Below are 21,732 nucleotides of genomic sequence, written 5' to 3' on the forward strand. Positions count from 1 at the left end.
TGTCGGGAAGCCCCCCGATCAGCGGACGAACCGCCCGATGAGCGGCAGTCGCTCCAGCGCGAGCCCGCGGACGGCCCGCCGGGCGGCGTCGGCCTCGGACCGCGTCACCGACCCGGCGTAGGCGGCGCGCTCGTACGCGGTCGCGACGGTCTCGACGCGCTCGTCGGCGCCGAGCGCCCGCATCGTCTCGACGTAGCGCCGCGGGGTCTCTCCCGGCCGCCGCTCGCGGTATGGCTCGGCGAGCAGCCGTTCGAGGTCGGCGAACGCCCGCTCGGCGTCCGCGGTCGGGTCGCCGCGCCGCCGCGGGAGCAACGGACCGATCCGCTGGCCCGCGCGGCTCGCGAGGCCGGTCCGCCGAACCCCCGCGACGGCGAGGCCGGCGACGAGCAGCCAGTAGAGCGCGGTCTCCGCGCTCGGCGTCGGCAGGAGCCCGCCCCCTCCGGAGCCGTCGGACTCGCCGGTCGGCTCGACGCCGTTCGCCTCCGCGCCCTCGAGCTGGGAGATCTCTGCCTCCGAGACGTTTCCGGTGCCGTTCGTCGCGTTCGCGTCCTCAGTTTGCGGGCCGGTCGAGCCGTTTCCGTCGGCGTTCGGTGTGGTGGCGCCGCCGATCGAGTCCGGGCGGACCGTACTGGGCCCCGCCTCCAGCGTCTGGTTGGGCGTGGACGCCTCGGTGTCGACGTTCTCCGCCCCGTCGGCACGCGCCTCCGCGAGTCTGGTGTCCCGCGCCTCGTCGCGGGGGTCGGACGGGGTCGGGTCGAACGCAACCCAGCCGTGGTCGGGCACGTAGATCGACACCCACGCGTGGGCGTTCTGCCCGCGGACGACGTACTTGTCCTCTCCGACCCGCTGCCCCGAGGTGTAGCCCGTCTCCATCCGCGTGGGGATCCCCTGTGTCCGGAGCATCGCCGCCATCGTCGTCGCGAAGTACACGCAGTAGCCGGCGTCCATCTCGAAGAGGAACGCGTCCGCCACGTCGCCCTCGGGCCGCTCGACGGTCAGCGAGTAGTCGTACTCCGAGCGCAGGTACGCCTCGACCGCGGCCGCCCGCTCGTACGGCGATTCGGCGTCCGCGGCCGCGAGTATCTCCTCGGTCCGCTCGCCGACCCGGTCGGGCGTGCTCTCGGGCAGTTGGGTGTACCGCTCCTCGATCGCCTCGGGGTAGTCGGTGCTGGCGTTCCGGAGCGTCGCGGGATCGGCGTCGAGGACGCGGCTCGTCACCGTCGCCTCCTCACCCGGCTCAAGCGGCTCGGCGAGCCGGAGGCTGCCGCGCTCGTCCAACTCGACCGTTCCCCCGTCGGACGCGGACGCCGAGACCGGCTTCCACGGCGCCGGCAATGCGGTCGACTCCGTCTCCGCGGTTATCGACACGGAGGCCGCTTCGCTCGAACCGGGCGGACCGGAGAGCGAAGCGCCGAGCGGGGACCGCTCCCCGGTCCGCACCCAGCCGTCGCCGGTGTAGGTGTCGTACGCCCCGGTGTGCCAGTTCCGTTCGACGGGGCTCTCGATCGTGTACCGCACCTCGGGGGAGAGCCGCGTGGTGCCGATCACGTCGAGTTCGTCCTCGCCGCTCAGGCTCGACTCCAGCGTCGTCGTGCCGCGGTCGAGGCCCAGCGGCGCCGCCGCGCCCGCCGGGATCACGGTGATCGTCGCGCTCGCGACGACCATGGCGGCGACCACCAGCGCGAACGTGCCCGCGTGGCCGCGGCGCCGGCCCGGCGTCGAGAGCGTCGAGAGGCCGACGGCGAGCGCGAGCCCGACCACGCCGGCGACCGCCGCCCCCGTCTCCGCGTCGCCCGTGAGCACGAGGAAGCCGAGGGTCCCGCCGCCGACGCTCGCGGCCGCGACGTGGCGCCCGCGGCCGGCGAAGTAGCCGACGAGGAACGTCGGTACCGGCGCCACGGCGAGCACCCACACGTCCGCGAGCGCCAGCCGCAGCACGGAGAGCCCCGTCGACAGCGCGAGGAGGTCCAAGGCGACGCTCCGGACCGTGAACAGCGCGCGCTGGCTCGCGGGGATCGCGAGGAAGTACCCCGCCAGCCCCGCGGCGAACAGCAGTCCCGCCAGCCACAGCGCCGTTCGCTCGCCGACCGCCCGCGCCAGCGCGACCCCGCCGAGCCCCGCGACCGCGACGACCGCCGCGGTCCGCCCCGTTCCGCCGACGACGTTCGTCACCTCGAAGAACACGGCGAGGTACGCCGCGGCGACGACCGCGACGCCGACGACCGCCGGGTCGGCCAGCCGCCGCTCGTCCCCGGCGGGACCGCCCGAGGCGAGCCGCTCCCGGACGGACGCCCCGCGGCTCACGGCGACGCCACCTCCCGTCCGTCCGGCGCCGCGTCGGCCCGGCCAGCCCCGGCGCCGTCCCCGGTCGCGCGCTCCGCCTCGGCCTCGCGGCGCAGGTCGGCGAAGGACTCGGACCGGTCGCCCGCGCGGAACCGGGCGTCGTCCGCGCCGGCGACGACCGTCACGTCGGCCTCGTCGTCGGCGACCGCGCCCGGGCCGGTCCGCGCCGCCAGCTCCAGTACCTCGCGCCGCCCGCGGCCGCCGGGGGCCGCCGAGACCCGCCCGCCGGGCAGCCGCACGTCGACGGGGACGCCGTCTTCGAGCAGCGCCAGCGCGAGGCTCACGGTCGCCCGCGCGAGCTCGTCGGCCGCGGCCGCGCTCGCGGTGCGGTCGGCGTCCGCGTCGCCGTCGCGGCCCACGCCGCCGAACGGGTCGCCGTCGCGGCCGGCGCGCCCGCCGCCGCTGACCTCCGTCCCGCCCGCGATCGTCACCCGGTTCCGCGCGGTCTCGGCCGCGAACTCCTTGACGACGATCTCGTCGCGCTTGGCGGTCGTCGCCCAGTGGACGTCGCGGACCGCGTCGCCGCGGGTGTACTCCCGCAGGCGGTCGAACTCCTCGCGCTGACGGCTCACGTCGACCGCGTCGGCCGCGTACAGCGCCCGTCGGAACCGCGCCGGGATCGGGTCGCGCGGCGGGTACACGGTCACCGCGTCGGTCTCGTCGACGAGCAGCGAGCGCTCGAAGAGGCCGAACACGTCGGTCGCGGTGAGCTCGACCGGGCCGAGCGTCCGCTCGCCGCGCTCGCGGTACGTGACGGCGTACGACACGGGCTCCGTGCCGACGGCCGCGCGGATCGGCGCCGTCGGTCCGTCGAGCCCCTCGTCGACCCGGACCCGAACGTCGGCGAGGAACGAGGACGCGCCGCCGCCGTCCCGCGCCGCCGGGCCGAACTCCAGGCGGACCTCGCGCGTCTCCCCGACGAACCCGTCGGCGGGCGTCACGTGCCGGACGGTCGGGGCGTCGACGCGCGACACCTGGACGTAGCCCGCCGCGAGCGCGATGGCGACGGGGATGACGATGGCGTCGAGCGCGCGGCCGCCGGCGGCGAGCGCGCTCGTGGCCGCGACGAGGCCGACGGCGCCGGCGACGCGCCCCCGGCGGGTGAGTTCGGGCGTCATCCGATCGAGGGCGGTGTCGGCGTCATCTCGTCACTCCACGCGGATCCGGTCGAGCGCGTCCTGAACCACGTCGGCGCCGTCGGTTCCGCCCGACTCGGTCCGGATCCGGTGCGAGAGCACGGTCGGGGCCTCCGCCTGAACGTCGTCGGGGATCACGTACCCGCGGCCCTCCAGCGCGGCGCGGGCCTGCGACGCGCGGACCAGCGCGAGGCTCCCGCGCGGGCTCGCCCCGAGCCTGGCGTTTCGGCGGGTGAACACCGCGAGCCGGGCCACGTACTCCCGGACCGCCTCCGAGGCCTCGATCTCGCCGACGATCCGGCGGGCCCGGCGCACGTCGGCGACCGTCGCCACCGGCTCCACCGCGTCGACCGGGTGGTCGCCGGTGAGCCGCCCGAGGATCGCGGCCTCCTCGTCGGTGTCCGGGTAGCCGAGCCGGATCTTCTTCGTGAAGCGGTCGACCTCCGCGACGGGCAGTTCGTAGGTCTGTCCCGGCTCGACGTCGTTCTGGGTCGCGATCACGCAGAACGGGTCCGGCAGGGCGCGGGTCGTCCCGTCGGTCGTCACCTGGTTCTCCTCCATCGCCTCCAGCAGCGCCGACTGCGTCTTCGGCGGGGCGCGGTTGATCTCGTCGCCGAGGACGACGTTCGCGAACACCGGGCCGGGCTGGAAGTCGAACTCGTCGGTGCGGCGGTTGAACACGTTGACGCCGGTCACGTCGGAGGGCAGCAGGTCGGGGGTGAACTGGACGCGCTTGAACGAGCCGTCGATCGATCGCGCGACCGACTTCGCGAGCGTCGTCTTCCCGACGCCGGGCACGTCCTCGACGAGGAGGTGCCCGCGCGCCAGCACGGTGACGAGGACGTGCTCGACGGCGTCGCGCTTGCCGACGATCACGTCCTCGACCTCCCCGACGATGCGGTCAGCGAGCGCGGCCACGTCCGCGGGGGTCTCGGGGTCGACGCCCGCGGCGGCGGCCGCCCCGCCGACCTCGCCGCCGGTCGATTCCGCCTCGCCGTCCACCGGCTCCGCGGGACCGGCGCCGAACGGCCCCGACTCTCCGGGGTCCGTCATGTTCGGCCGGCCTCGTTCGGGTCGGGCTCCCGTCCGAAGGCGACCGTGCGAATGCTCCCCGTGATCATCGATATACCACGGGTAAGGCGAGCAACGGCATATGCGTTCCGCCGGCGGCGGTCCGCTCGTCTCGGCCGATTTCGCCCCTTCGGCGCCGACGGTCGCGGGCGACGATTCGCGCCTCGCGACCGGGCCGTTCGCCGCGGACCTACGACTTCCGGACGTTCCGACCGACCGGGTCGCCGAACGACGCCGCGCCGGTCGCCGGGTCGCGCTCGTAGACGACCTCGCCCCGGACGAGGGTGACCTCCGGGAAGACGCCGCGGAGCCCCTCGAAGGGGGTCCACCCGCAGGCGCTGTGGAGCGCGGCGGCCGCTATCTCCCGCGGGTCGGCGGTGTCGACGAGGACGAGGTCGGCGTCGCGCCCCTCCGCGACCCGTCCCTTCCGGCCGAGGCCGAACGTCTCGGCGGGGTTCGCGGCGACCACGTCGCGGACGCGTTCGAGCGACAGCTCCCCGGTCCGGGCCGATTCGAGGAGGAGCGGGTACAGCGTCTCGACGCCGGGGACGCCGCTCGGCGCGTCGACGAGCCCGCGGCGCTTCTCCGCGACGGTGTGGGGCGCGTGGTCGGTCGCCACCACGTCGACCGTGCCCTGGGCGAGCCGCGCGAACAGGGCCTCGCGGCGCTCCTCCGAGCGGAGCGGCGGGTTCATCCGCCCGAACGTCCCGAGCGACCGCGCCCGCTCGCGGGAGAGGAACAGGTGGTGCGGCGTGACCTCGCAGGTCGCGTCCGCCCCGTCGTCGCGGGCCTCGACGACGGCGTCGACGGCCTCCGGCGTCGAGGTGTGCGCGACGTGGACCTGCGCGTCGCGGTCCGCGGCCGCCGCGAGCGCGCGCTCGACCGCGGCGACCTCGGCGTCGGCCGTCCGGTAGGCCGACCACGCGTCGGCGGTCGCGGCCGTGCCGACGCCCCCGAGGTCGCCGTCGAGCGCCCCCTCGTCGAACAGCGTCGCGTCCTCGGCGTGAACGGTGACGGGGGCGTCGCGCCGGGCCGCCGCGTCGAGCGCGTCGGCGAACAGGTCAGCGTCGATGCCCATGTCGCCCGTCGAGTCCGCGAGGAACACCTCGCCGAGCGCGAACAGCGGGCGGTCGAAGAGGCCCTCGGGGTCCCACTCCTCCGTGACGCCGCCGTTGATCCCGTAGTCGACGAGCGAGTCGGCCGCGAGCGCGGCCTTCTCGTCGAACGCCGCGCCGTCGACGGTGGGCGGCGAGGTGTTCGGCTGGTCGACGACGGTCGTGACGCCGCCCGCGGCCGCGCTCCGTGACCCCGAAGTCCACGTCTCCTTGTGGCTCCCGCCCGGCTCGCGGAAGTGGACGTGGACGTCGACCGCGCCCGGCAGGAGGTGCCTCCCGCGGGCCTCGATGACGCGCTCGCCGGCGTCGGCCCCGAGCCCTCCGGCGACAGCGTCGATCCGTCCGTCGTCGCCGATCCGCACGTCTCGAACCCGGCCGTCGGCCAGCGTCGCGCCCGTGATGAGCATCGTTGTCGGCCGGTCGCGGCGAGCGGGATAAACGCTGGTGGTTCCCGGTCGCGGGGTCCGCGGCGGCCCGCCACGAGGCACCGCAAGACGTTTGTCGCCGGCGCGGGCTCCCTCGCGCATGGTCGCTGCCCTCTCCGCCCTCTCGGGCGCCGCCCCTCCGCTCTCGGGTGCCCTCTCCCCGCTCTCGGGCGCGGCCGCGCCCCTCGCGGCCCCCGCCGTCGCGGACGCGGTCGTCGGCTGGCTGTGGACGGTCGCGCTGTTCCTCTTCCCCGGTATCGTCGCCGCGGGGTTGTGCGCGCCGTTCCTCGCCGCCGAGCGCCTCCGCGCGCTGTTCCGCGCCCTGCCGCCGACGGGGCGGCTCCTCCCCTCCTACCTCGGCGTCTCGGTCGGGCTCTCGGTGCCGTACCTCGCCGGGGTCGTCCTCACCGTCGCGCGCGCCGCCGAGGCGGGCCCCGCCTGGAGCTCCGGGTTCCTGCTCACGGCGCTGCTCGGCGCGGTCGCGGTCGGCCTCGTCGCGCCGGCGGTCGCCGTGTTCGGGCTCCCGCGGCTCGGGCTCAACTGGGACCCGACCGGTTACGGCGTCTCGACGTACCTCCTCCTCGGCGGCGCTGGGCTGTGGTACGCGGCCGTCGCCGCGGTCCCGCTCGTCGCGCTCGCGGTCGGGATGGCGCTGCCGGGCGGGTACTGACGGCGGCCGCCGTCGCCGCACCGCCCCGTGCCAACCGCTGCCGACGCTCCGATACGGTTTTGGGTCGTCCCGCGGAATCCCCGCCAAATGCTGTCTCGACAGTTCGTCCGGGAGAACCCCGAGGTCGTCCGCGAGGCGCTCGACAACAAGGGCGTCGACGTGGACCTCGACCGGATACTCGACGTCGACGAGGAGTGGCGGGAGCTGAAACAGCGCGGCGACGACCTGCGCCACGAGCGCAACGAGGTCTCCTCGACGATCGGCGAGCTGAAGGCGGCCGGGAAGGAGGAAGCGGCCGAAGAGGCGATCGAGCGCTCGCAGGACCTCAAGGCCGAGCTTCAGGCGATCGAGGAGCGCGCCGACGAGCTGGAGGCCGAGTTGGAGGCGTCGCTGCTCGAACTGCCCCAGATCCCGCAGGAGTCGGTCCCGGTCGGCGCCGACGAGTCCGAGAACGTCGAGCGCCGCCGCGAGGGGTTCGACGACCGCCGCGACCTCCCGGCCGACGTCGAGCCGCACTACGACATCGGCGAGGAGCTGCAGATCCTCGACTTCGAGCGCGGCTCGAAGGTCGCGGGCGGCGGCTTCTACGTCGCGAAGGGCGACGGCGCCCGCCTCGAACACGCGCTGATCCAGTTCATGCTCGACGTCCACCGCGAGCAGGGGTACGAGGACGTGTTCCCGCCGATCCCTGTCAACTCCGCGTCGATGCGCGGCACCGGCCAGCTGCCGAAGTTCACCGAGGACGCCTACCGCGTCGAGGGGACGAACGAGGAGGCGTACGACGACGACGACCTCTGGCTGCTCCCGACCGCGGAGGTGCCCGTCACGAACCTCCACCGCGACGAGATCCTCCTCGGCGAGGACCTCCCGCTGAAGTACCAGGCGTACACGCCGAACTTCCGGCAGGAGGCGGGCGAACACGGCACCGAGACTCGCGGGATCGTCCGCGTCCACCAGTTCAACAAGGTGGAGATGGTGAACTTCGTCCGGCCCGAGGAGAGCGACGAGCGCTTCGAGGGGCTCGTCGACGAGGCCGAGGAGGTCCTGCGCCGCCTCGAACTCCCCTACCGCATCCTGGAGATGTGTACCGGTGACCTCGGGTTCACGCAGGCGAAGAAGTACGACATCGAGGTGTGGGCGCCGGCCGACGACATGGACGAGGGCCCCGAGCAGGGCGGCCGCTGGCTGGAGGTCTCGTCCGTCTCGAACTTCGAGGACTTCCAGGCGCGCCGCGCCGGCATCCGGTACCGCGAGGAGCACCACGAGTCCGCGGAGTACCTCCACACCCTGAACGGCTCGGGGCTCGCGGTCCCGCGGATCGTCGTCGCCATCCTGGAGTACTACCAGAACGACGACGGCACCGTCACCGTCCCCGAGGCGCTGCGCCCGTACATGGGCGGCACCGAGGTCATCGAGGGCGGCGACGCGGTCGGCGAGTCGAAGCTGGGCGGGGAGTAGGGCACGCCCTCCGACCGCTCGCGCCCCGAAGCGGCGTCGGCGCTTCCACCTACTTCACGTCCGAACTCGACGCGCGGGAGAGCAGCACGACGGCGACTGCGCCCAACACGAGGTCGAGCCCGACGAGCACGGCGACGCCGGGCGCGACGCCGTCGAGCGTCCCGCCGAACCACGCGACGTCGATGACCGTCATCACGTCCTGGTCGATCATGAGCGAGCGAGCGGCGTCGACGCCGTAGGTCACGGGGTTGACGCGGGCGAACGTCTGGATCCACCCCGGGAGCGCTTCGAGCGGGAGGAACGCGCTCGACAGGAACAGCAGCGGGAACTGCAGCAGGTTCGCGCTGATGATCGTCGACTCCTGGTCTCGCGTGAGGATCGCGACGGCGTTCGAGAACGCGACGAACCAGAGCGAGAACAGGATCCCGACCGCGACGATCCCCGCCGCCCCGGCGACGCCGGTGACGATGTCGGCGCCGAGGAGGACGCCGAGCCCGAGGATGATCGCGATCTGGACCGCGATCCGGAACACCTCCGCGGCGGTCTTGCCGACGAAGACGGCCGTGCGGCTCATCGGCGTGACGAGCACCTTCTCGAACATGCCGTTCTCGATGTCGTTCACGAGCCCGACGCCGGAGGTGATCGCCGCCGCGAGCGCCACCTGAATGGTGATCGCCGGCACGAGATACGTCTCGTAGCTGATCCCCGGCAGCCCCCGGTTAACCGCGCCGCCCGCGACGTTTCCGAACACCTCCGTGAACAGCACGAGGAAGATGATCGGCTGGACGAGCGAGACGACGAGGACGAACGGGTTCCGCACGGCCTTGAGGTTCCACCGCTTGAAGTTCACCCACGCGTCGCCGACGAACGTGTTCCCGGAGCGCGCGCTCGACCCCGAGCGGTCGTTCGCGGGCGCGCTCATCGCGCCACCTCCTCGTCGTCGATGTCGAGCTCTTCACCGGTGATCGCGAGGAAGACGTCGTCGAGCGTCGGCGCGCGGATGTTGAACCCGGTCACCGTTACGTCCGCGTCCCGGAGCGCGACGAGGAGGTCGGTGCCGTGCTCCCGGGCCGTCTCCGCGGTGACGCTGATTCCCTCCTCGGTCTCGGCGACCGAGGCGTCCGCGAAGGCGTCGAACTCCCGCGCTATCGCCGCGGCCCGCTCGGTTGCCGTCCCGTCGCCCTCCAGTTCCACGTCGAGGACCTCACCCCCGACCTCGCGTTTGAGCTCGCTCGGGCTCCCGTCGGCGACGATCTCGCCGTCGAGGATGACCGCCAGGCGGTCGCAGAGCTGGTCCGCCTCCTCCAGGTACTGCGTCGTCAGGAAGATCGTCGTCCCGAGGTCGTTGATGCGTCGGAAGTACTCCCACAGTCGGTTGCGGGCCTTCGGGTCGAGCCCCGTCGTCGGCTCGTCCAGGAAGACGAGCGGCGGTCGATGGACCAGCGCCGTCGCGGCGTCGAGCCGCTTTTTCATCCCGCCCGAGAACTCCTCGGCCCGCTTGTCGGCCACGTCCGCCAGGTCGACGAGGTCGAGCAGTTCGTCGACCCGCTCGGACTGCTCGTCCCGCGGGACTCCGTACGCCTCGCAGGCGAACCGGATGTTCTCCGCGGCGGTGAGCTCGGGGTCGATGCTCGTCTCCTGAGCCATGTACCCGATCGACTCGCGGACCTTCCGGGAGTCGGAGCGCACGTCGAAGCCGCTGACCCGGACCGTTCCGCCGGTCGGGGACAGAAGCGTCGCGAAGACCTTGATCGTCGTCGTCTTGCCGGCCCCGTTCGGCCCCAGAAAGCCGAAGAACTCCCCCTCGGGAACGGTCATGTCGATCCCGTCGACGGCGACGGTCCCGTCCGCGTAGGTGAGTTCGAGCCCGTCGACGTCGATCGCGGCGGCGGACGCCGGCTCGCCGGCGCTGCCGTCTCGGGACCGGTCGCTCGGCCCCGCCGTGTCCTGTGTAGGCATATCCGTAGTACCGGATCCGGCGGCATATACTCCCGACTTCGAACGTCCATTGTTACTACGAAAATTGAAGCCGGCGAGCGCGGTGGACCGCTCGGTACGTCAGAGTTCGTGTTCGATCGCCCAGTGGTGGAGGTGCGCGAAGGCGGGGAACAGCGACTCCGCCTTCTCCGTCGGCGTGTACTCCACCCGGGGCGGCACCTCGTCGTACGCCTCGCGGTCGAGCAGCCCCGCCTCGGTCAGCTCCTTCAACCGCGCCGAGAGCGTGTTCGGGGCGGCGTCGAGTTCGCTCTCCAAGTCGCTGAACCGCAGCGAGTCCTCGGCGAACGCGAACGCGCTCAACACCGCCATCGTGCGCGTCTTTCCGAGGAGATCCAGGAGCTCGGCCACCGTCCGACCGATGCGCTCCTGCTCCTCCGGGGCGAACGACTCGCGGAGGGCGGTCGCCTCCGCGCGAGTCAACCCCCCGCTCAGTCCGGGCACGTCCGGCACATCGCTCTGTCCGTTCATCGAGCGATCACTGCACGCTATTGCTATTGTATCTTTGGGATACAGGCCGAATGCGGGCTAATACTTCGAAGCTTCGAAGTCACAAGTATATGTCCTCGGCGCGCTGCTCTCGGGTATGCGAATCGCAGTACTCGGTGCGTCGGGACGAACCGGCCGGCCGCTCGTCGAACAGGCGCTCGACCGCGGGCACGAGGTGGTCGCGTTCGTCCGGGACCCCGCGAGCCTCTCGTCGTCGGTCCGGGACGACGACCGGGTCGCCGTCGTCGCGGGCGACGCGTACACCGGCGACGGCGTCGACCGCGCCGTCGGCGGGGACGGGACCCCGGTCGACGCCGTCGTCAGCGTCCTCGGACAGACCGACGGGAGCCCGGACGACCTCCTCACGGCGGCCGGCGAGCACGTGCTCGCGGCGATGGACGAGCACGGCGTCGATCGCTTCGTGACGCTCGTCGGCGCGGGTGTCAGGGAGGCGGGCGAGTCGGTGAGTCTCGGCGGGAGGGTGATGGAGTCGCTCCTGAAGCTGCTGGCGCGGGCGGCCCTCGAAGACGCCCGCGACCACGTCGAGACCGTCCGGACCAGCGACGCGCGCTGGACGGTCGTTCGCGCCCCGCGCCTCACCGAGGCCGCGCACGCGGGCGCGTTCCGACACGGGACGGACCTCACGCTCGGGGTGCGCGACGCCGCCGCGCGGGCGAACGTCGCCGCGTTCGTCCTCGACTGCCTCGAAGGGGTCGAATACGTCGGCGAGATGCCGAAGGTCGCGGACGAGCGATGACCGAACGGTTACTGGTCACCGGTGCGACGGGGACCGTCGGCGATCCGCTCGTCAGAGCGCTCGCGGACCGGGACGCGTCCGTCCGCGTGGCGACCCGGAGGCCGGAGCACGCGCGGGACGCGTTCGGCGACGGCCCGGAGCCCGTGGCGTTCGACCTCGGTCGCCCCGAGACGTGGGGGGCGGCGCTGGCTGGCGTCGACCGACTTTTCCTCCTGTACCCGCCGGGGAGCGCGGTGAGCGACGTCCGCGAGTTCGCCGACGCCGCCGACCGCGTGGGCGTCGAGCACGTGGTCTTCCTCTCGATCCTCGGCGCGGAGAAGTTCCCGGTCCTCCCCCATCGTCGGATCGAGCGCCACCTCGCCGGGACCGGCATGGACCACACGTTCCTCCGCGCCTCGTGGTTCGCCCAGAACCTGAGCGAGATCCACCGCCGAGAGATCGTCGAGCGCGACGAGATATTCGTCCCGGCCGGCGACGGCGTCCTGAGCTTCACCGACGCGCGGGACGTCGCGGCGGTCGCCGCGCGGGCGCTCACCGAGTCGGGTCACGCGGACCGGGCGTACGACCTCACCGGCCCGGCCGCGCTCGACTTCGAGGAGGTGGCCGAGATATTCGCGGCGGTGCTCGACAGACCGATCGCGTACGCCGACCCGTCGCGACTGACGTTCGCGCGGCGGATGTACGAACGCGGCTTCTCCCCGGGGTTCGTCGCGTTCATGACCGCCGAGTACTCGGTCGTGCGGCTGGGTCGCTCCGGCCGGACGACGGGCGACGTCGAGGCGGTCCTCGGGCGCCCGCCGCGGACGGTCCGCGAGTTCGTCGCGGACTACGCGGACGAGTTCCGACCGTAGCGCGGCCGCGGTTTCCACCGGGGCGCCGCGAGCGCCGCTACTGGTTCTCCAGGGCGTCGAGGATACAGGCGGCGGCGATCACCGCCTCCTTGGGCACGTCGCTCGCGTCGTCGACGGTGACCGTGTAGGCGTCCCGCATCGAGAACTGCCCCTCGATGTCGCCGACGTGGCCGCCGTCGGCGTCGAATATCTCGTACTTGTTCGGGATCAGGTTCGCGGCGCCGACGAGGTGCCGGAGCGCCGACAGCAGCTTGTTCTTGGACTCGATCGTCGCCAGCGCCTCTCCCGTGTCGGGGTCGCGGACCGTCCAGTTCTCGACGAACAGCGAGTAGTCCTCGTCGAGCACGACCACCTCCTCGCCGGTGCCCGCGTCGACGATGGCGTAGTTGCCGCCGATGTCGACGATCCCGCCCGCCTTCACCGAGAAGGCGTCCTCGTCGTCCCCGGTGACGAACGGGAACTCCTCTTTCAGCTTGAACATCTTCTGTTTCCCGCGGAGGACGACGTTTCCGGCGCTGTCCCGGACGGCGTACTTGTTCCGGACCAGCGACTGTTTCACCTCGTAGCGGTCGTCGCTGAGGTCGACGGTCGAGATGTCGTACGTGCCCGACTCGGCGTCGGACGCGGAGGGAAACGGCATGGACGCGACGACGGCGAGCGGTCAAAAAAGCCTTCTGTTCGCGCCGACCCGGGCGTCAGGGCGTCAGCCGGTCGACGGCGAGCCACTCCACGTCTGCGCTGTCGCCGGGACGCCCGTCGCCGACCTCGGTCAGGGCGAACACCATCTCCTTGCGGACGCCGCCCGCGAGCCGCACGTCGAGCGAGAGCTCTCGGGGCGAGAACTCGTGGCCCGGCCCCACCACGCGCACGAGGTGTTCGGAGTGCGGGAGGTCCTCGACCGTCTCCACGTCGAGGTACGTCCGGAAGTCGGCGCCGAACTTGAAGCCGGTCTTCGGCACCGCGTCGGCCGCGCGGAGGCGCCGGTAGACGGCGAGCCGGCGATCGAACCGCTCGCCCTCCACGTCGCGGCCGCGGGCGACGATCCGGGCGGCGGCGTCCCCCGATTCCGCGTCCGCAGCCTCGGGATTCCCGACCGACGCCGACAGCGACAGGCGTCCGTCGGCGGCCAGCGACGCGGCCTCGACGAGGGAGAGCTGGAGCGCGCCCTCGACGTCGGCGGCGCGTCCGGTGAGCGGGCGCCCGTAGAAGCCGCGCTCGTACAGCCCCTCGGGGGCGTCCCAGACGACGACGCGGTCCGCGAGGAGGACGCCGCTCAGGGCCGCCGGCGGCTCGTACCCCGTCGCGCCGTCGATCGCGCCCTTCTCGGCCGCGAAGTAGGTGATGTCGGACTCCTCGTCGACGACCGCGAGCGTGCGCCCCGCGAGCCCGGCGGCCGCGATTGACTCGCGCTCGCCGACGACCTGGATTGGGTACTTCACGTTCCCCGTGTCGGGGGTCGCGCCGCGCTCGTAGGCGACGAAGTCGACCGCGTCGCTCGCCGCGTCTCGCCCGCCGGGCCACGGCTCGCGTGCGGGCGAGAGGTAGAAGCCGCGGTCGCGGAGGTCCGAGTAGACGAGGAAGCGCACCGCGAAGCGGTCGGCCGCGGCCGCGCTCGCGACGAAGAAGCGCTCGAAGCCGACCGGGTCGGCGTCGGTCTCGGCGCTCCCGTCGCCGCCGAGTTCTATCCCCGAGAGGTCGCCGCGGAACAGCAGGTGGGCGGCCTCAACCCGCGAGAGCGCGATCTCGTTACCGTCGAGCGGTCGCCCGTACCCCCGGGCGTCGTAGAAGCGCTGGCGGGCGTCCCCGCCGACGCGGACCGCGTCGCCCCGCAGGTGTCCCGTCGGTTGCATACCAGCTATCGCGGCCGGCCGAGGGAAGGGGGTTGCGGTCGGTGCTCGCGGGACCGGGGCGAATCGGATCGGGCGGTGGTACACTCATAAACGAGCGGGGACGCTGCGGAGAACACCTCCAAAGCCCCAGTCGCGAGGCGGGCGCACGCTCGCCGCGCTCCTCAGTCGCTCACTTCGTTCGCTCCCTGCGGTGCTCGCGTCACCTGCGCCCGCCTCGCGACTGCCCCTTTGAGCCCCACCCCGCACCGCACCGCAACCGCACCTCACGCCTCCCCAACCTCGTCGCTGGCGCCGTCGGCGCCAGCGACTCCCTCGCGCGTGCTGGCTCGCGGTCGCCGAGGGCGACCGCTCGCAGGCACGCGCCGACCGTATCCTCTTTTATAAGTAATCGTCGTTCCCGCACGGCTGTTTCAATCCCACAACTATGATCGGGAACCGGTTCACGACGGTGTCGGACAACTGTAAAGAGCCGCCGGCGAGAACGAGTGGTATGAACGACACCGCAGGGCTCCGGCTCACGGTGCGTGCCGCCGAGAAGCGGGACGCGGGCCGGGGCATCGCCAGGCTCCCCGAGTCGGCCCGCAAGCGGCTCGCCCTCCTCAGCGGCGACACCGTCGAGGTGCGCGGCGAGCGCACCGCGGTCGCGAAGGTGTGGCCGGGCGGTCCCGACGCCGGCGACGGCTCCGTCCTCATCGACGCCGACACCCGCGCGAACGCCGGCGTGAGGGTCGGCGACACCGTGACGATAGCCCCGGTCGACGTGTCCGACGCCGACCGCGCGACGCTGACCGCCCCCGGCCGCCTCGCGGAGGTGGACGTGAGCCGCGAGGTGGTCGAGCGGGCGCTCTCCCGGGAGCTCCGCGACCGCCCCGTCACCGAGGGCGAGGCCGTCCACGTCGAGCGGCTCGGCGGCCTCCGCTTCGTGGTGGCGCGGACGTCGCCCGCGGGGACCGTCCGCATCACGGCGGCGACGGACGTGTCGGTCGAGTACGCCGGCGACGGGGCGGACGCGGGCGGCCGCGGAGGCGCGTCGGCCGACGACCGGTCCGGGTCCGCCGCCGGCTCGGGGACCGACCGCCCGGGCGACGACGCCCGTCCGAAGGGCGGCGACGCCCCGCCGGCCGAGCACACCGCGGGCGCGACCTACGAGGACATCGGGGGGTTAGACGAGGAGTTGGAGCTGGTCCGGGAGACGATCGAACTGCCGCTCTCCGAGCCGGAGGTGTTCACCCGGCTCGGCATCGACCCGCCGAAGGGCGTCCTCCTCCACGGGCCGCCGGGGACCGGGAAGACGCTCATCGCCCGCGCCGTCGCCAACGAGGTCGACGCGACGTTCATCACCGTCGACGGCCCGGAGATCATGTCGAAGTACAAGGGGGAGTCGGAGGAGCGGCTCCGCGAGGTGTTCGAGCGCGCGAGCGAGGACGCCCCGGCCATCGTCTTCTTCGACGAGATCGACTCGATCGCGGGCAAGCGCGACGACGGCGGCGACGTCGAGAACCGCGTCGTCGGCCAGCTGCTCTCGCTGATGGACGGGCTTGACGCGCGCGGCGACGTGATCGTCATCGGCGCGACGAACCGCGTCGACACCATCGACCCCGCCCTCCGGCGGGGCGGCCGGTTCGACCGCGAGATCGAGATCGGCGTCCCCGGCGAGTCCGGTCGCCGACAGATCCTCGACGTCCACACCCGCCGGATGCCGCTCGCGGACGACGTGGACTTAGACCGGATCGCGAGCCGGACGCACGGGTTCGTCGGCGCCGACATCGAGGGGCTCGCGCAGGAGGCGGCGATGACCGCGCTCCGCCGCGCCCGGGAGTCCGACTCCCGCGCGCTGAACGAGGTGACGGTCGGGAAGGCGGACTTCGAGGCCGCGCACGCGAACGTCGAGCCGAGCGCGATGCGCGAGTACGTCGCCGAGCAGCCGACGACCGACTTCGCCGACGTGGGGGGCTTAGACGACGCGAAGGCGGAGCTCGACCGCGCCGTGACGTGGCCGCTGTCGTACGGCCCGCTGTTCGACGCGGCGGGCGCGGACCCGCCGACCGGCGTCCTGCTGTACGGCCCGCCGGGGACCGGGAAGACGCTGCTCGCGCGCGCCATCGCGGGCGAGAGCGGCGTCAACTTCATCCAGGTCGCGGGGCCGGAGCTGCTCGACCGGTACGTCGGCGAGTCGGAGAAGGCGGTCCGCGAGCTGTTCGACCGGGCCCGACAGGCCGCGCCGGCCATCGTCTTCTTCGACGAGATCGACGCGGTCGCGACCGACCGCGACGCGGCCGGCGGCGACGGCTCCGGCGTGAGCGAGCGCGTCGTCTCCCAGCTCCTGACCGAGCTCGACCGCGCCAGCGACAACCCGAACCTCGTCGTCCTCGCGGCGACGAACCGGCGGAACGCGCTCGACCCGGCGCTGCTCCGCCCCGGGCGCCTGGAGACCCACGTCGAGGTGCCGGAGCCGGACCGCGAGGCCCGGCGCAAGATCCTAGAGGTTCACACCCGCGACAAGCCGCTGACCGACGGGGTGGACCTGGAGCGCGTCGCCGACGAGACCGAGGGGTACTCCGGCGCGGAGATCGCCTCGCTGTCGCGGGCGGCCGCGATGCGCGCCATCGAGCGCGTCGCCGACGAGCACGGCGAGGCGGCCAACGACCACGCAGACGAGGTCGGGATCACCGGGGAGGACTTCGACGCGGCGATAGAGTCCGTCCGCCCCGAGACCACCTGAGGCGGGCGAGCGGCCGGGTCCGTCCTCCCGGGCCGCGGCCCGCTCAGCCGTCCTCGTTCGCCTCGGCGGTCGCGTCCGCCTGCCCCTCCGCCTCCTCGGACGCCCCGTGCCCGTGCCCGCCGTGGGCGTGGCCGTCGCCGAGCGCGCCGGCGCCGAACTCGTCCACCGGCGTGACGCTGTAATCGACCGTGAGCGTGTCCTTCGTCGCGCGGACCTTCCCGACGAACGCCGATATCTCCTCTAAGCCCCCCTCCAGCACGAACAGCTCCATACAGTACTGCGAGCCGACGTGGCTGTGGAAGTTCGAGGCGACGATCCCCTCGTCCTCGTGTCGCAGCCGCATCATCCGCTCCTCGACGCTCGTCGTCTCGTAGTTGAACAGGACGGTCACCACGGCCATCAGGGCCCGGTCCTCCAGCTTGGCGTCCTCGAACTCCCCGAGGAGGTTCCGCGAGGCCTCGCGGACGACCTCGCTCCGGCCGGTGTACCCGTGCTCGTCCGCGAACCGGTCGATCCGTTCGAGCAACTCCTCCGGCATGGACACGCTGACGACTGTCATATGTTAATTCACGCCCACGGAGTTGTTAATCCTTGAGGTCCGGCCCGCGGCCCTCCGCCCCCCGCCCGCCGCCTCGCTACCTTCCGTCGTCGCCGTCGTCCCCGTCGCCGTCGTCCCCGTCGCCGCCCTCGATCCGCTCGCCGAGCCAGTCGTAGTGGGCGAGCAGCGCGGCCTCGCCCGCGTCGGTGAGCGCGTACACGTCGGCGATCCCCTCGGCCCGGCGGTCGAGGTATCCGGCCTCGACGAGCGCGGAGAGCGTGCCGTAGAAGGACCCGGGGTCGATCCGCTCGTCGTAATGCGATTCCAGCCGGCTCTTCGCCGACTGCGCGCGCAGCTCGCCGTGGTCGTACAGGAGCGCGCAGAGGTCGCGGCGCCGGCCGCTGTGGAACCACTTCGTCATGGTCGGCGCCTCGCCCCGCGGGCGGATAAATCGCTCACGACGCGTCGACCGGCTCGCCGGCGCCGAGCGGGTCGTCGCCGCTCCGGCCGGCGTCGGTCCGGCCCTCGCCGCCGACCAGTTCGTCGAGGCGGCGCACGCGCCGGTCCCCGAGGATACAGCGGCCGCGCTCGTCGTGGCCGACGCGCTCGACGTGGACCGCGTCGAGGCCGGCGTTCCAGGCGGCCGCCACGTCGCTCTCGCCGTCGCCGACGTAGTAGCCGCGGTGGCGGGCGGGGTCGACGCCGAGTTCGCTCGTCGCGGCCTCTATCGGGTCCGGCGCCGGCTTCCAGCCCGTCTCGTCGGTACAGCAGACGACCGCGTCGAAGCGGCCGCCGAGGTCGAGGCGGTCGAGGACCGGCTCGGCGAGGAACTCCTGGCAGTGGGTGACGAGGCCGGTCGGCCCGCCGACCTCGCCCACGCGGTCGAGCAGTCGCGCGGCGTCGTGGAGGTACGTCGCCTCCGCGCGGGCGACCGGGTCCTCCACGGCGTGGAACGCGGGCCAGAACGCGTCGGGGTCGACCCCCATTCCGCGGAGCGTCTCGGCGCGCGACCCGCCGAGCCCGTGCCAGAGGACGCGCGCCTCGCGGTCCGAGAACTCGCGGTCGAGCCGGTCGCCGACGCGGTCGAACACCGTCCGGGTGTACTCCCACTCGGCGTCGACGAGCGTCCCGTCGAGGTCGAAGAGGTGGAAATCGTAGTCGGCGATCCGCATTCCACGTCCTTTCGCCGCCACCGGGTAAGTGCGTTGTGAAGCTCCGGCGACGGTTCGAGCGCTCAGTCGGCGCTCACGAACGGGAGTCGCACGTCGAGCGCGACGGCGACGTTGCCGACGCCGAGACCGACCAGGGCGACGCCGACGAGAACCGAGATCCGCGAGCCACCGTTTTCGAGCACCGCGAGCGCGCCGCCGGCCAGCAGCGCGAGGCCGAACCCCAACAGGGCGAGCGTCCAGAACACGTTCATCAGCGCGTCCTCGACCGCCTCCCTGACGACCCAGTAGCGGTCGGCGGCGTCGTACTCGGGGGCGTCCCCGGAAGCGCCGCGACCGGCCGCGTCGCCGGCGGTCTCGTCGCCGGCGGTCCCGCCCGCGCGGCCTGACCCGTCCGAACCTGTTTCGGTCGTCTCGTCGAGGGGAGGGCGCATACCGAACGCGTCGCCGCGAGCGGGCATAAATCTGGGCTGCGTCCCGCTGGATCAGCCCCGCACGTGGACCGACGAGCCGAGGTACTTGCGGAGGACCTCGTCGACCGAGTCGGCGTTGAACCGGTCAAGGTCGTCGGCGATCGCCGCCGTCAGCGCGTCGAGGTACGCCCCGTCGGTTCGCAGCTCCCGAAAGTCGGCGGCGACGACCTCGACGCTCCCGGCGTCCGCGAGCCCCAGCCGCTCCTCCGCCAACCGCCGGAACGACGGCTCGTCGCCGATCTCGCCGCGCCACAGGCGGTCGCGGAAGAACAGCCACCCGTCCGTCCCCGGCTCGCTCGCGGGGAGTTCCACCGTCGTCTCGAAGCGGTCGGGGTCGACGGCGGCGGCCGGCGGGTCGAGCCGGATCGCGACGCTGACGACGTAGGCGGCCTCCATCTTCGGGCCGGAGGACCGGCGGGAGGATAAAAGTACATACCGCTCGGCCGTCTGAGTCAGGGAAGATGCTGAACCGACTCCGCGGCCTCGCCGGGCGCGCGTACCGGCGACACCTCCGCCGCGAGATCGACGACGTCCCCGCCCACGTCGCCGTCATCCAGGACGGGAACCGGCGGTACGCCCGCGAGCGCGGCGACGACGCCCCCGACGGGCACCGCGCCGGCGCGGACACCACCGAGCGCGTCCTCGACTGGTGCGCCGACCTCGGCGTCTCTGAGCTCACCCTCTACGCCTTCTCCACGGAGAACTTCGAGCGCCCCGACGAGGAGCTAGAGCCCCTCTTCGACCTGTTGGAACGCAAGCTGCGCGAGTTCGCCGACGCCGACCGCGTCCACGAGCAGGGCGTCCGCGTCCGGGCCATCGGCGACGTGCCCCGCCTCCCGCCGCGGGTCCGCGACGCGGTCGCGTACGCGGAGCGGCGCACCGCCGGTAACGACCGCTTCACGCTCAACGTCGCGCTCGCGTACGGCGGTCGGACCGAGCTGCTCGACGCCGCGCGCGCCATCGCCCGGGACGTCGACGCCGGCGAGATGGCCCCCGAGGACGTCGACGTCGAGACCGTCGAGGAGCGGCTGTACGACCGGCCGATCCGCGACGTGGACCTGATCGTCCGCACCGGCGGCGACGAGCGAACGTCCAACTTCCTCCCGTGGCACGCGAACGGCAACGAGGCGGCCGTCTACTTCTGTGCGCCGTACTGGCCGGAGTTCTCCGAGGCCGACTTCCTGCGCGCGATCCGCACCTACGAGTCGCGCGAGGAGTCGTGGCAGCGCGCCCGGGCGGAGCGGGCCGCCGCGCTGGTGCGCGCGCTCGCCGAGGTCGAGTTCGCGGAGGCGCGGGCCGCCGCCGCCCGGCTCCGGGAGCGCGTCCCCCGGCTCGACGGGAGCGACCTCTCGGACGACGCCCTCGGCATCGCGGAGGGCGAGGCCGTCGGGTCGACCGACGGCGACTCGGTCGGTCGGACCGACGGCGGGACCGGCGACGCGCGCGACCCGTCGGGAGCCGACTAAGCGGCGCCGGGCGCGATCCCGGCCTCGTTCCGCGTCAGCAGGTACAGCGCGAACGACGAGAGCCAGTGCGACCCCGCGTAGTCGTCGGTGCGCACGTCCGCGGCCCCCGCCTCGGCGTGGCGGCGCGCCGCGGCGTCGAGGGGCTCTCGGAGCCGGGCCGCCACGGGGCCGGTCCGATCCGCCAGCGCGTCGCTCAGCCCGGCGAGACACCACGCGCGGGAGACGTTGAGCCCGATCAGGTGCATCGCGGCGCCGTCGCCCTCCTCCGGCTCGACGTCGACGGGCGCGAGCAGCGCGTCGTGCGGGGGCGCGCTGAGGTCGGGCAGGAACCGGCCGAGCCACGCCGCGAACGGGTCGGGGCCGAGGACGCGGCGCATGAGGTCCGCCTCGACGAGCGCCGGGGAGAGGAAGTCCCAGCCGACCGGCTCCGCGCCGACGACCGCGGCGGTGTCGTCGGCGTACAGCCGCCGCGCCGCCGCTTCGGCCTCGCGTTCGAAGGCGGCGTCGCCGACGACCCGCGCGTAGTCGAGGACGGCGGCGAGCGCGAATGCGCTGTTGCCGTGGGTCCCGACGCGCTGCGGGCGGTCGACCCCGAGGAACGACTCGCGGGTTCCGCGGCTGATCCGGTCTTCGAGCGGGCGGAGCGTCTCGCGCCACGCGTCGGCGCGGGGGTCGTCCCACAGGTCGAGCTCCGCGGCGAGGCGCAGCAGCCAGGACCAGCCGTACGGCTCCTCGAATCCGGGGTTCTCGTCGAGGTAGTCGACCTCGCGGGCGACGTTCTCGGGCGTCAATCGCTCGTCGACGCCAGCCGCGATCTCGGCCTCGTTCGGGTGGTCGGGGGCGAGCCGCAGCGCGCGGACGAGCGCCCAGTGGCTGTGGACGGCGGAGTGCCAGTCGAAGCAGCCGTAGAAGACGGGGTGCGTCTCCGAGGGGCGCGGGGGCGCCTCCGGGCCCTCCACGGTCCCCCGGTAGTGCGGGTACTCGGTCTCGACACCGTCGAGCGGGTGCGCTGCCAGCGCGGCGGCGACGGCGTCGTCGAGCGCGTCCGCGCGGCCGGCCCGGAGCGCGTCCGGCGACAGCTCCTCGAAGGCGTTCATGGCGGCGGGTCGGCGGCGCGCCTGTTCAATCGGTCGGTCGCGTGCGGCGGGGCGGCGCGGGCGTCAGGTCGGGCCGCGTCACCCCGTCGGCCCGCACCCTCCCGCCG

21 protein-coding genes are annotated in these 21,732 nt (G+C 73.3%); 6 read left to right on the forward strand and 15 right to left on the reverse strand.

Translation table 11 applies throughout. From position 1 onward, the window contains the following. Positions 1 to 18: 18 nt before the first annotated feature. From EXE48_RS16475 to EXE48_RS16490, 4 genes are all read right to left on the reverse strand, one after another. On the reverse strand, positions 19 to 2,304 hold the full coding sequence (locus EXE48_RS16475) for a transglutaminase TgpA family protein (RefSeq protein WP_137712055.1): 2,286 nt from the start codon (positions 2,302 to 2,304) through the stop codon (positions 19 to 21). Beyond that, positions 2,301 to 3,461 carry a DUF58 domain-containing protein gene (locus EXE48_RS16480; RefSeq protein ID WP_053770901.1) on the reverse strand — a complete coding sequence of 387 codons (1,161 nt, stop codon included), beginning with the start codon at positions 3,459 to 3,461 and terminating at the stop codon, positions 2,301 to 2,303. Before EXE48_RS16480 ends, EXE48_RS16475 begins: the two co-directional genes overlap by 4 nt. Before the next feature lie 30 nt (positions 3,462 to 3,491). After that, positions 3,492 to 4,532 (reverse strand): AAA family ATPase, encoded by a 1,041-nt coding sequence (locus tag EXE48_RS16485; protein WP_053770902.1) that lies wholly within the window; start codon positions 4,530 to 4,532, stop codon positions 3,492 to 3,494. Positions 4,533 to 4,740: 208 nt separating this feature from the next. Then, a complete protein-coding gene (locus tag EXE48_RS16490; protein WP_137712056.1) occupies positions 4,741 to 6,072 on the reverse strand; it encodes a dihydroorotase in 1,332 nt (443 codons plus the stop codon). A 118-nt stretch (positions 6,073 to 6,190) separates the two neighbouring features. On the opposite strand from EXE48_RS16490, the gene EXE48_RS16495 reads away from it, so the two are divergent. Both EXE48_RS16495 and serS read left to right on the forward strand, forming a co-directional pair. After that, positions 6,191 to 6,760 (forward strand): DUF8162 family protein, encoded by a 570-nt coding sequence (locus tag EXE48_RS16495; protein WP_053770904.1) that lies wholly within the window; start codon positions 6,191 to 6,193, stop codon positions 6,758 to 6,760. An 87-nt stretch (positions 6,761 to 6,847) separates the two neighbouring features. Next, positions 6,848 to 8,218: a serine--tRNA ligase gene (gene serS / locus EXE48_RS16500; RefSeq protein WP_137712057.1), complete on the forward strand. Its 1,371-nt coding sequence runs from the start codon at positions 6,848 to 6,850 to the stop codon at positions 8,216 to 8,218. Positions 8,219 to 8,267: 49 nt separating this feature from the next. Here serS and EXE48_RS16505 read toward each other — a convergent pair whose 3' ends face one another. The 3 genes from EXE48_RS16505 to EXE48_RS16515 all read right to left on the reverse strand — a co-directional run bounded on the left by EXE48_RS16505 (position 8,268) and on the right by EXE48_RS16515 (position 10,684). Then, entirely contained in the window at positions 8,268 to 9,140 is an 873-nt protein-coding gene (locus EXE48_RS16505; protein ID WP_137705310.1) for an ABC transporter permease, read from the reverse strand. Then, on the reverse strand, positions 9,137 to 10,177 hold the full coding sequence (locus EXE48_RS16510) for an ABC transporter ATP-binding protein (protein ID WP_053770907.1): 1,041 nt from the start codon (positions 10,175 to 10,177) through the stop codon (positions 9,137 to 9,139). The genes EXE48_RS16505 and EXE48_RS16510 overlap by 4 nt, the downstream gene beginning before the upstream one ends. Before the next feature lie 99 nt (positions 10,178 to 10,276). Beyond that, positions 10,277 to 10,684, reverse strand: coding sequence for a winged helix-turn-helix transcriptional regulator (locus EXE48_RS16515; RefSeq protein WP_053770908.1), 408 nt, complete (start codon positions 10,682 to 10,684; stop codon positions 10,277 to 10,279). Positions 10,685 to 10,799: 115 nt separating this feature from the next. Between EXE48_RS16515 and EXE48_RS16520 the strand changes: the two genes are divergently transcribed. Beyond that, positions 10,800 to 11,459, forward strand: coding sequence for an NAD(P)-dependent oxidoreductase (locus tag EXE48_RS16520; protein ID WP_077152245.1), 660 nt, complete (start codon positions 10,800 to 10,802; stop codon positions 11,457 to 11,459). After that, on the forward strand, positions 11,456 to 12,310 hold the full coding sequence (locus EXE48_RS16525) for an NmrA family NAD(P)-binding protein (RefSeq protein WP_137712058.1): 855 nt from the start codon (positions 11,456 to 11,458) through the stop codon (positions 12,308 to 12,310). Before EXE48_RS16520 ends, EXE48_RS16525 begins: the two co-directional genes overlap by 4 nt. Positions 12,311 to 12,347: 37 nt before the next feature. On the opposite strand, the gene EXE48_RS16530 is transcribed toward EXE48_RS16525, so the two are convergent. Together EXE48_RS16530 and endA are read right to left on the reverse strand one after the other, a co-directional pair. Next, positions 12,348 to 12,950: an LURP-one-related family protein gene (locus EXE48_RS16530; protein WP_053770910.1), complete on the reverse strand. Its 603-nt coding sequence runs from the start codon at positions 12,948 to 12,950 to the stop codon at positions 12,348 to 12,350. A gap of 55 nt (positions 12,951 to 13,005) precedes the next feature. Beyond that, the gene (gene endA / locus EXE48_RS16535) at positions 13,006 to 14,160 is read right to left on the reverse strand and encodes a tRNA-intron lyase (protein WP_121599786.1); all 1,155 of its coding nucleotides are present in this window, start codon (positions 14,158 to 14,160) and stop codon (positions 13,006 to 13,008) included. Between the two features lie 490 nt (positions 14,161 to 14,650). Here endA and EXE48_RS16540 point away from each other — a divergent pair, with 490 nt between their 5' ends. Beyond that, complete coding sequence (locus EXE48_RS16540) at positions 14,651 to 16,882, forward strand: AAA family ATPase (RefSeq protein WP_137712059.1); 2,232 nt, start codon at positions 14,651 to 14,653, stop codon at positions 16,880 to 16,882. Between the two features lie 43 nt (positions 16,883 to 16,925). Here EXE48_RS16540 and EXE48_RS16545 read toward each other — a convergent pair whose 3' ends face one another. From EXE48_RS16545 to lwrS, 5 genes are all read right to left on the reverse strand, one after another. Further along, positions 16,926 to 17,441 (reverse strand): CopG family ribbon-helix-helix protein, encoded by a 516-nt coding sequence (locus tag EXE48_RS16545; RefSeq protein ID WP_137712060.1) that lies wholly within the window; start codon positions 17,439 to 17,441, stop codon positions 16,926 to 16,928. A gap of 76 nt (positions 17,442 to 17,517) precedes the next feature. Continuing rightward, positions 17,518 to 17,841, reverse strand: a complete 324-nt coding sequence (locus tag EXE48_RS16550; protein WP_053770913.1) for a PadR family transcriptional regulator — start codon at positions 17,839 to 17,841, stop codon at positions 17,518 to 17,520. Positions 17,842 to 17,875: 34 nt separating this feature from the next. Beyond that, the gene (locus EXE48_RS16555) at positions 17,876 to 18,592 is read right to left on the reverse strand and encodes an HAD family hydrolase (protein WP_137712061.1); all 717 of its coding nucleotides are present in this window, start codon (positions 18,590 to 18,592) and stop codon (positions 17,876 to 17,878) included. Positions 18,593 to 18,654: 62 nt separating this feature from the next. Further along, on the reverse strand, positions 18,655 to 19,023 hold the full coding sequence (locus EXE48_RS16560; RefSeq protein WP_053770915.1) for a hypothetical protein: 369 nt from the start codon (positions 19,021 to 19,023) through the stop codon (positions 18,655 to 18,657). A gap of 51 nt (positions 19,024 to 19,074) precedes the next feature. Next, positions 19,075 to 19,458 (reverse strand): LWR-salt protein, encoded by a 384-nt coding sequence (lwrS, locus tag EXE48_RS16565; protein ID WP_137712062.1) that lies wholly within the window; start codon positions 19,456 to 19,458, stop codon positions 19,075 to 19,077. A 65-nt stretch (positions 19,459 to 19,523) separates the two neighbouring features. Here lwrS and uppS point away from each other — a divergent pair, with 65 nt between their 5' ends. Next, positions 19,524 to 20,528, forward strand: a complete 1,005-nt coding sequence (gene uppS, locus EXE48_RS16570; protein WP_053770917.1) for a polyprenyl diphosphate synthase — start codon at positions 19,524 to 19,526, stop codon at positions 20,526 to 20,528. On the opposite strand, the gene EXE48_RS16575 is transcribed toward uppS, so the two are convergent. Then, positions 20,525 to 21,625: a DUF2891 domain-containing protein gene (locus tag EXE48_RS16575; RefSeq protein WP_053770918.1), complete on the reverse strand. Its 1,101-nt coding sequence runs from the start codon at positions 21,623 to 21,625 to the stop codon at positions 20,525 to 20,527. The genes uppS and EXE48_RS16575 overlap by 4 nt on opposite strands. Positions 21,626 to 21,732 lie beyond the last annotated feature (107 nt).

The organism is Halorubrum sp. ASP1 (assembly GCF_005435135.1).
GTDB classification, from domain to species: Archaea; Halobacteriota; Halobacteria; order Halobacteriales; family Haloferacaceae; genus Halorubrum; species Halorubrum tropicale.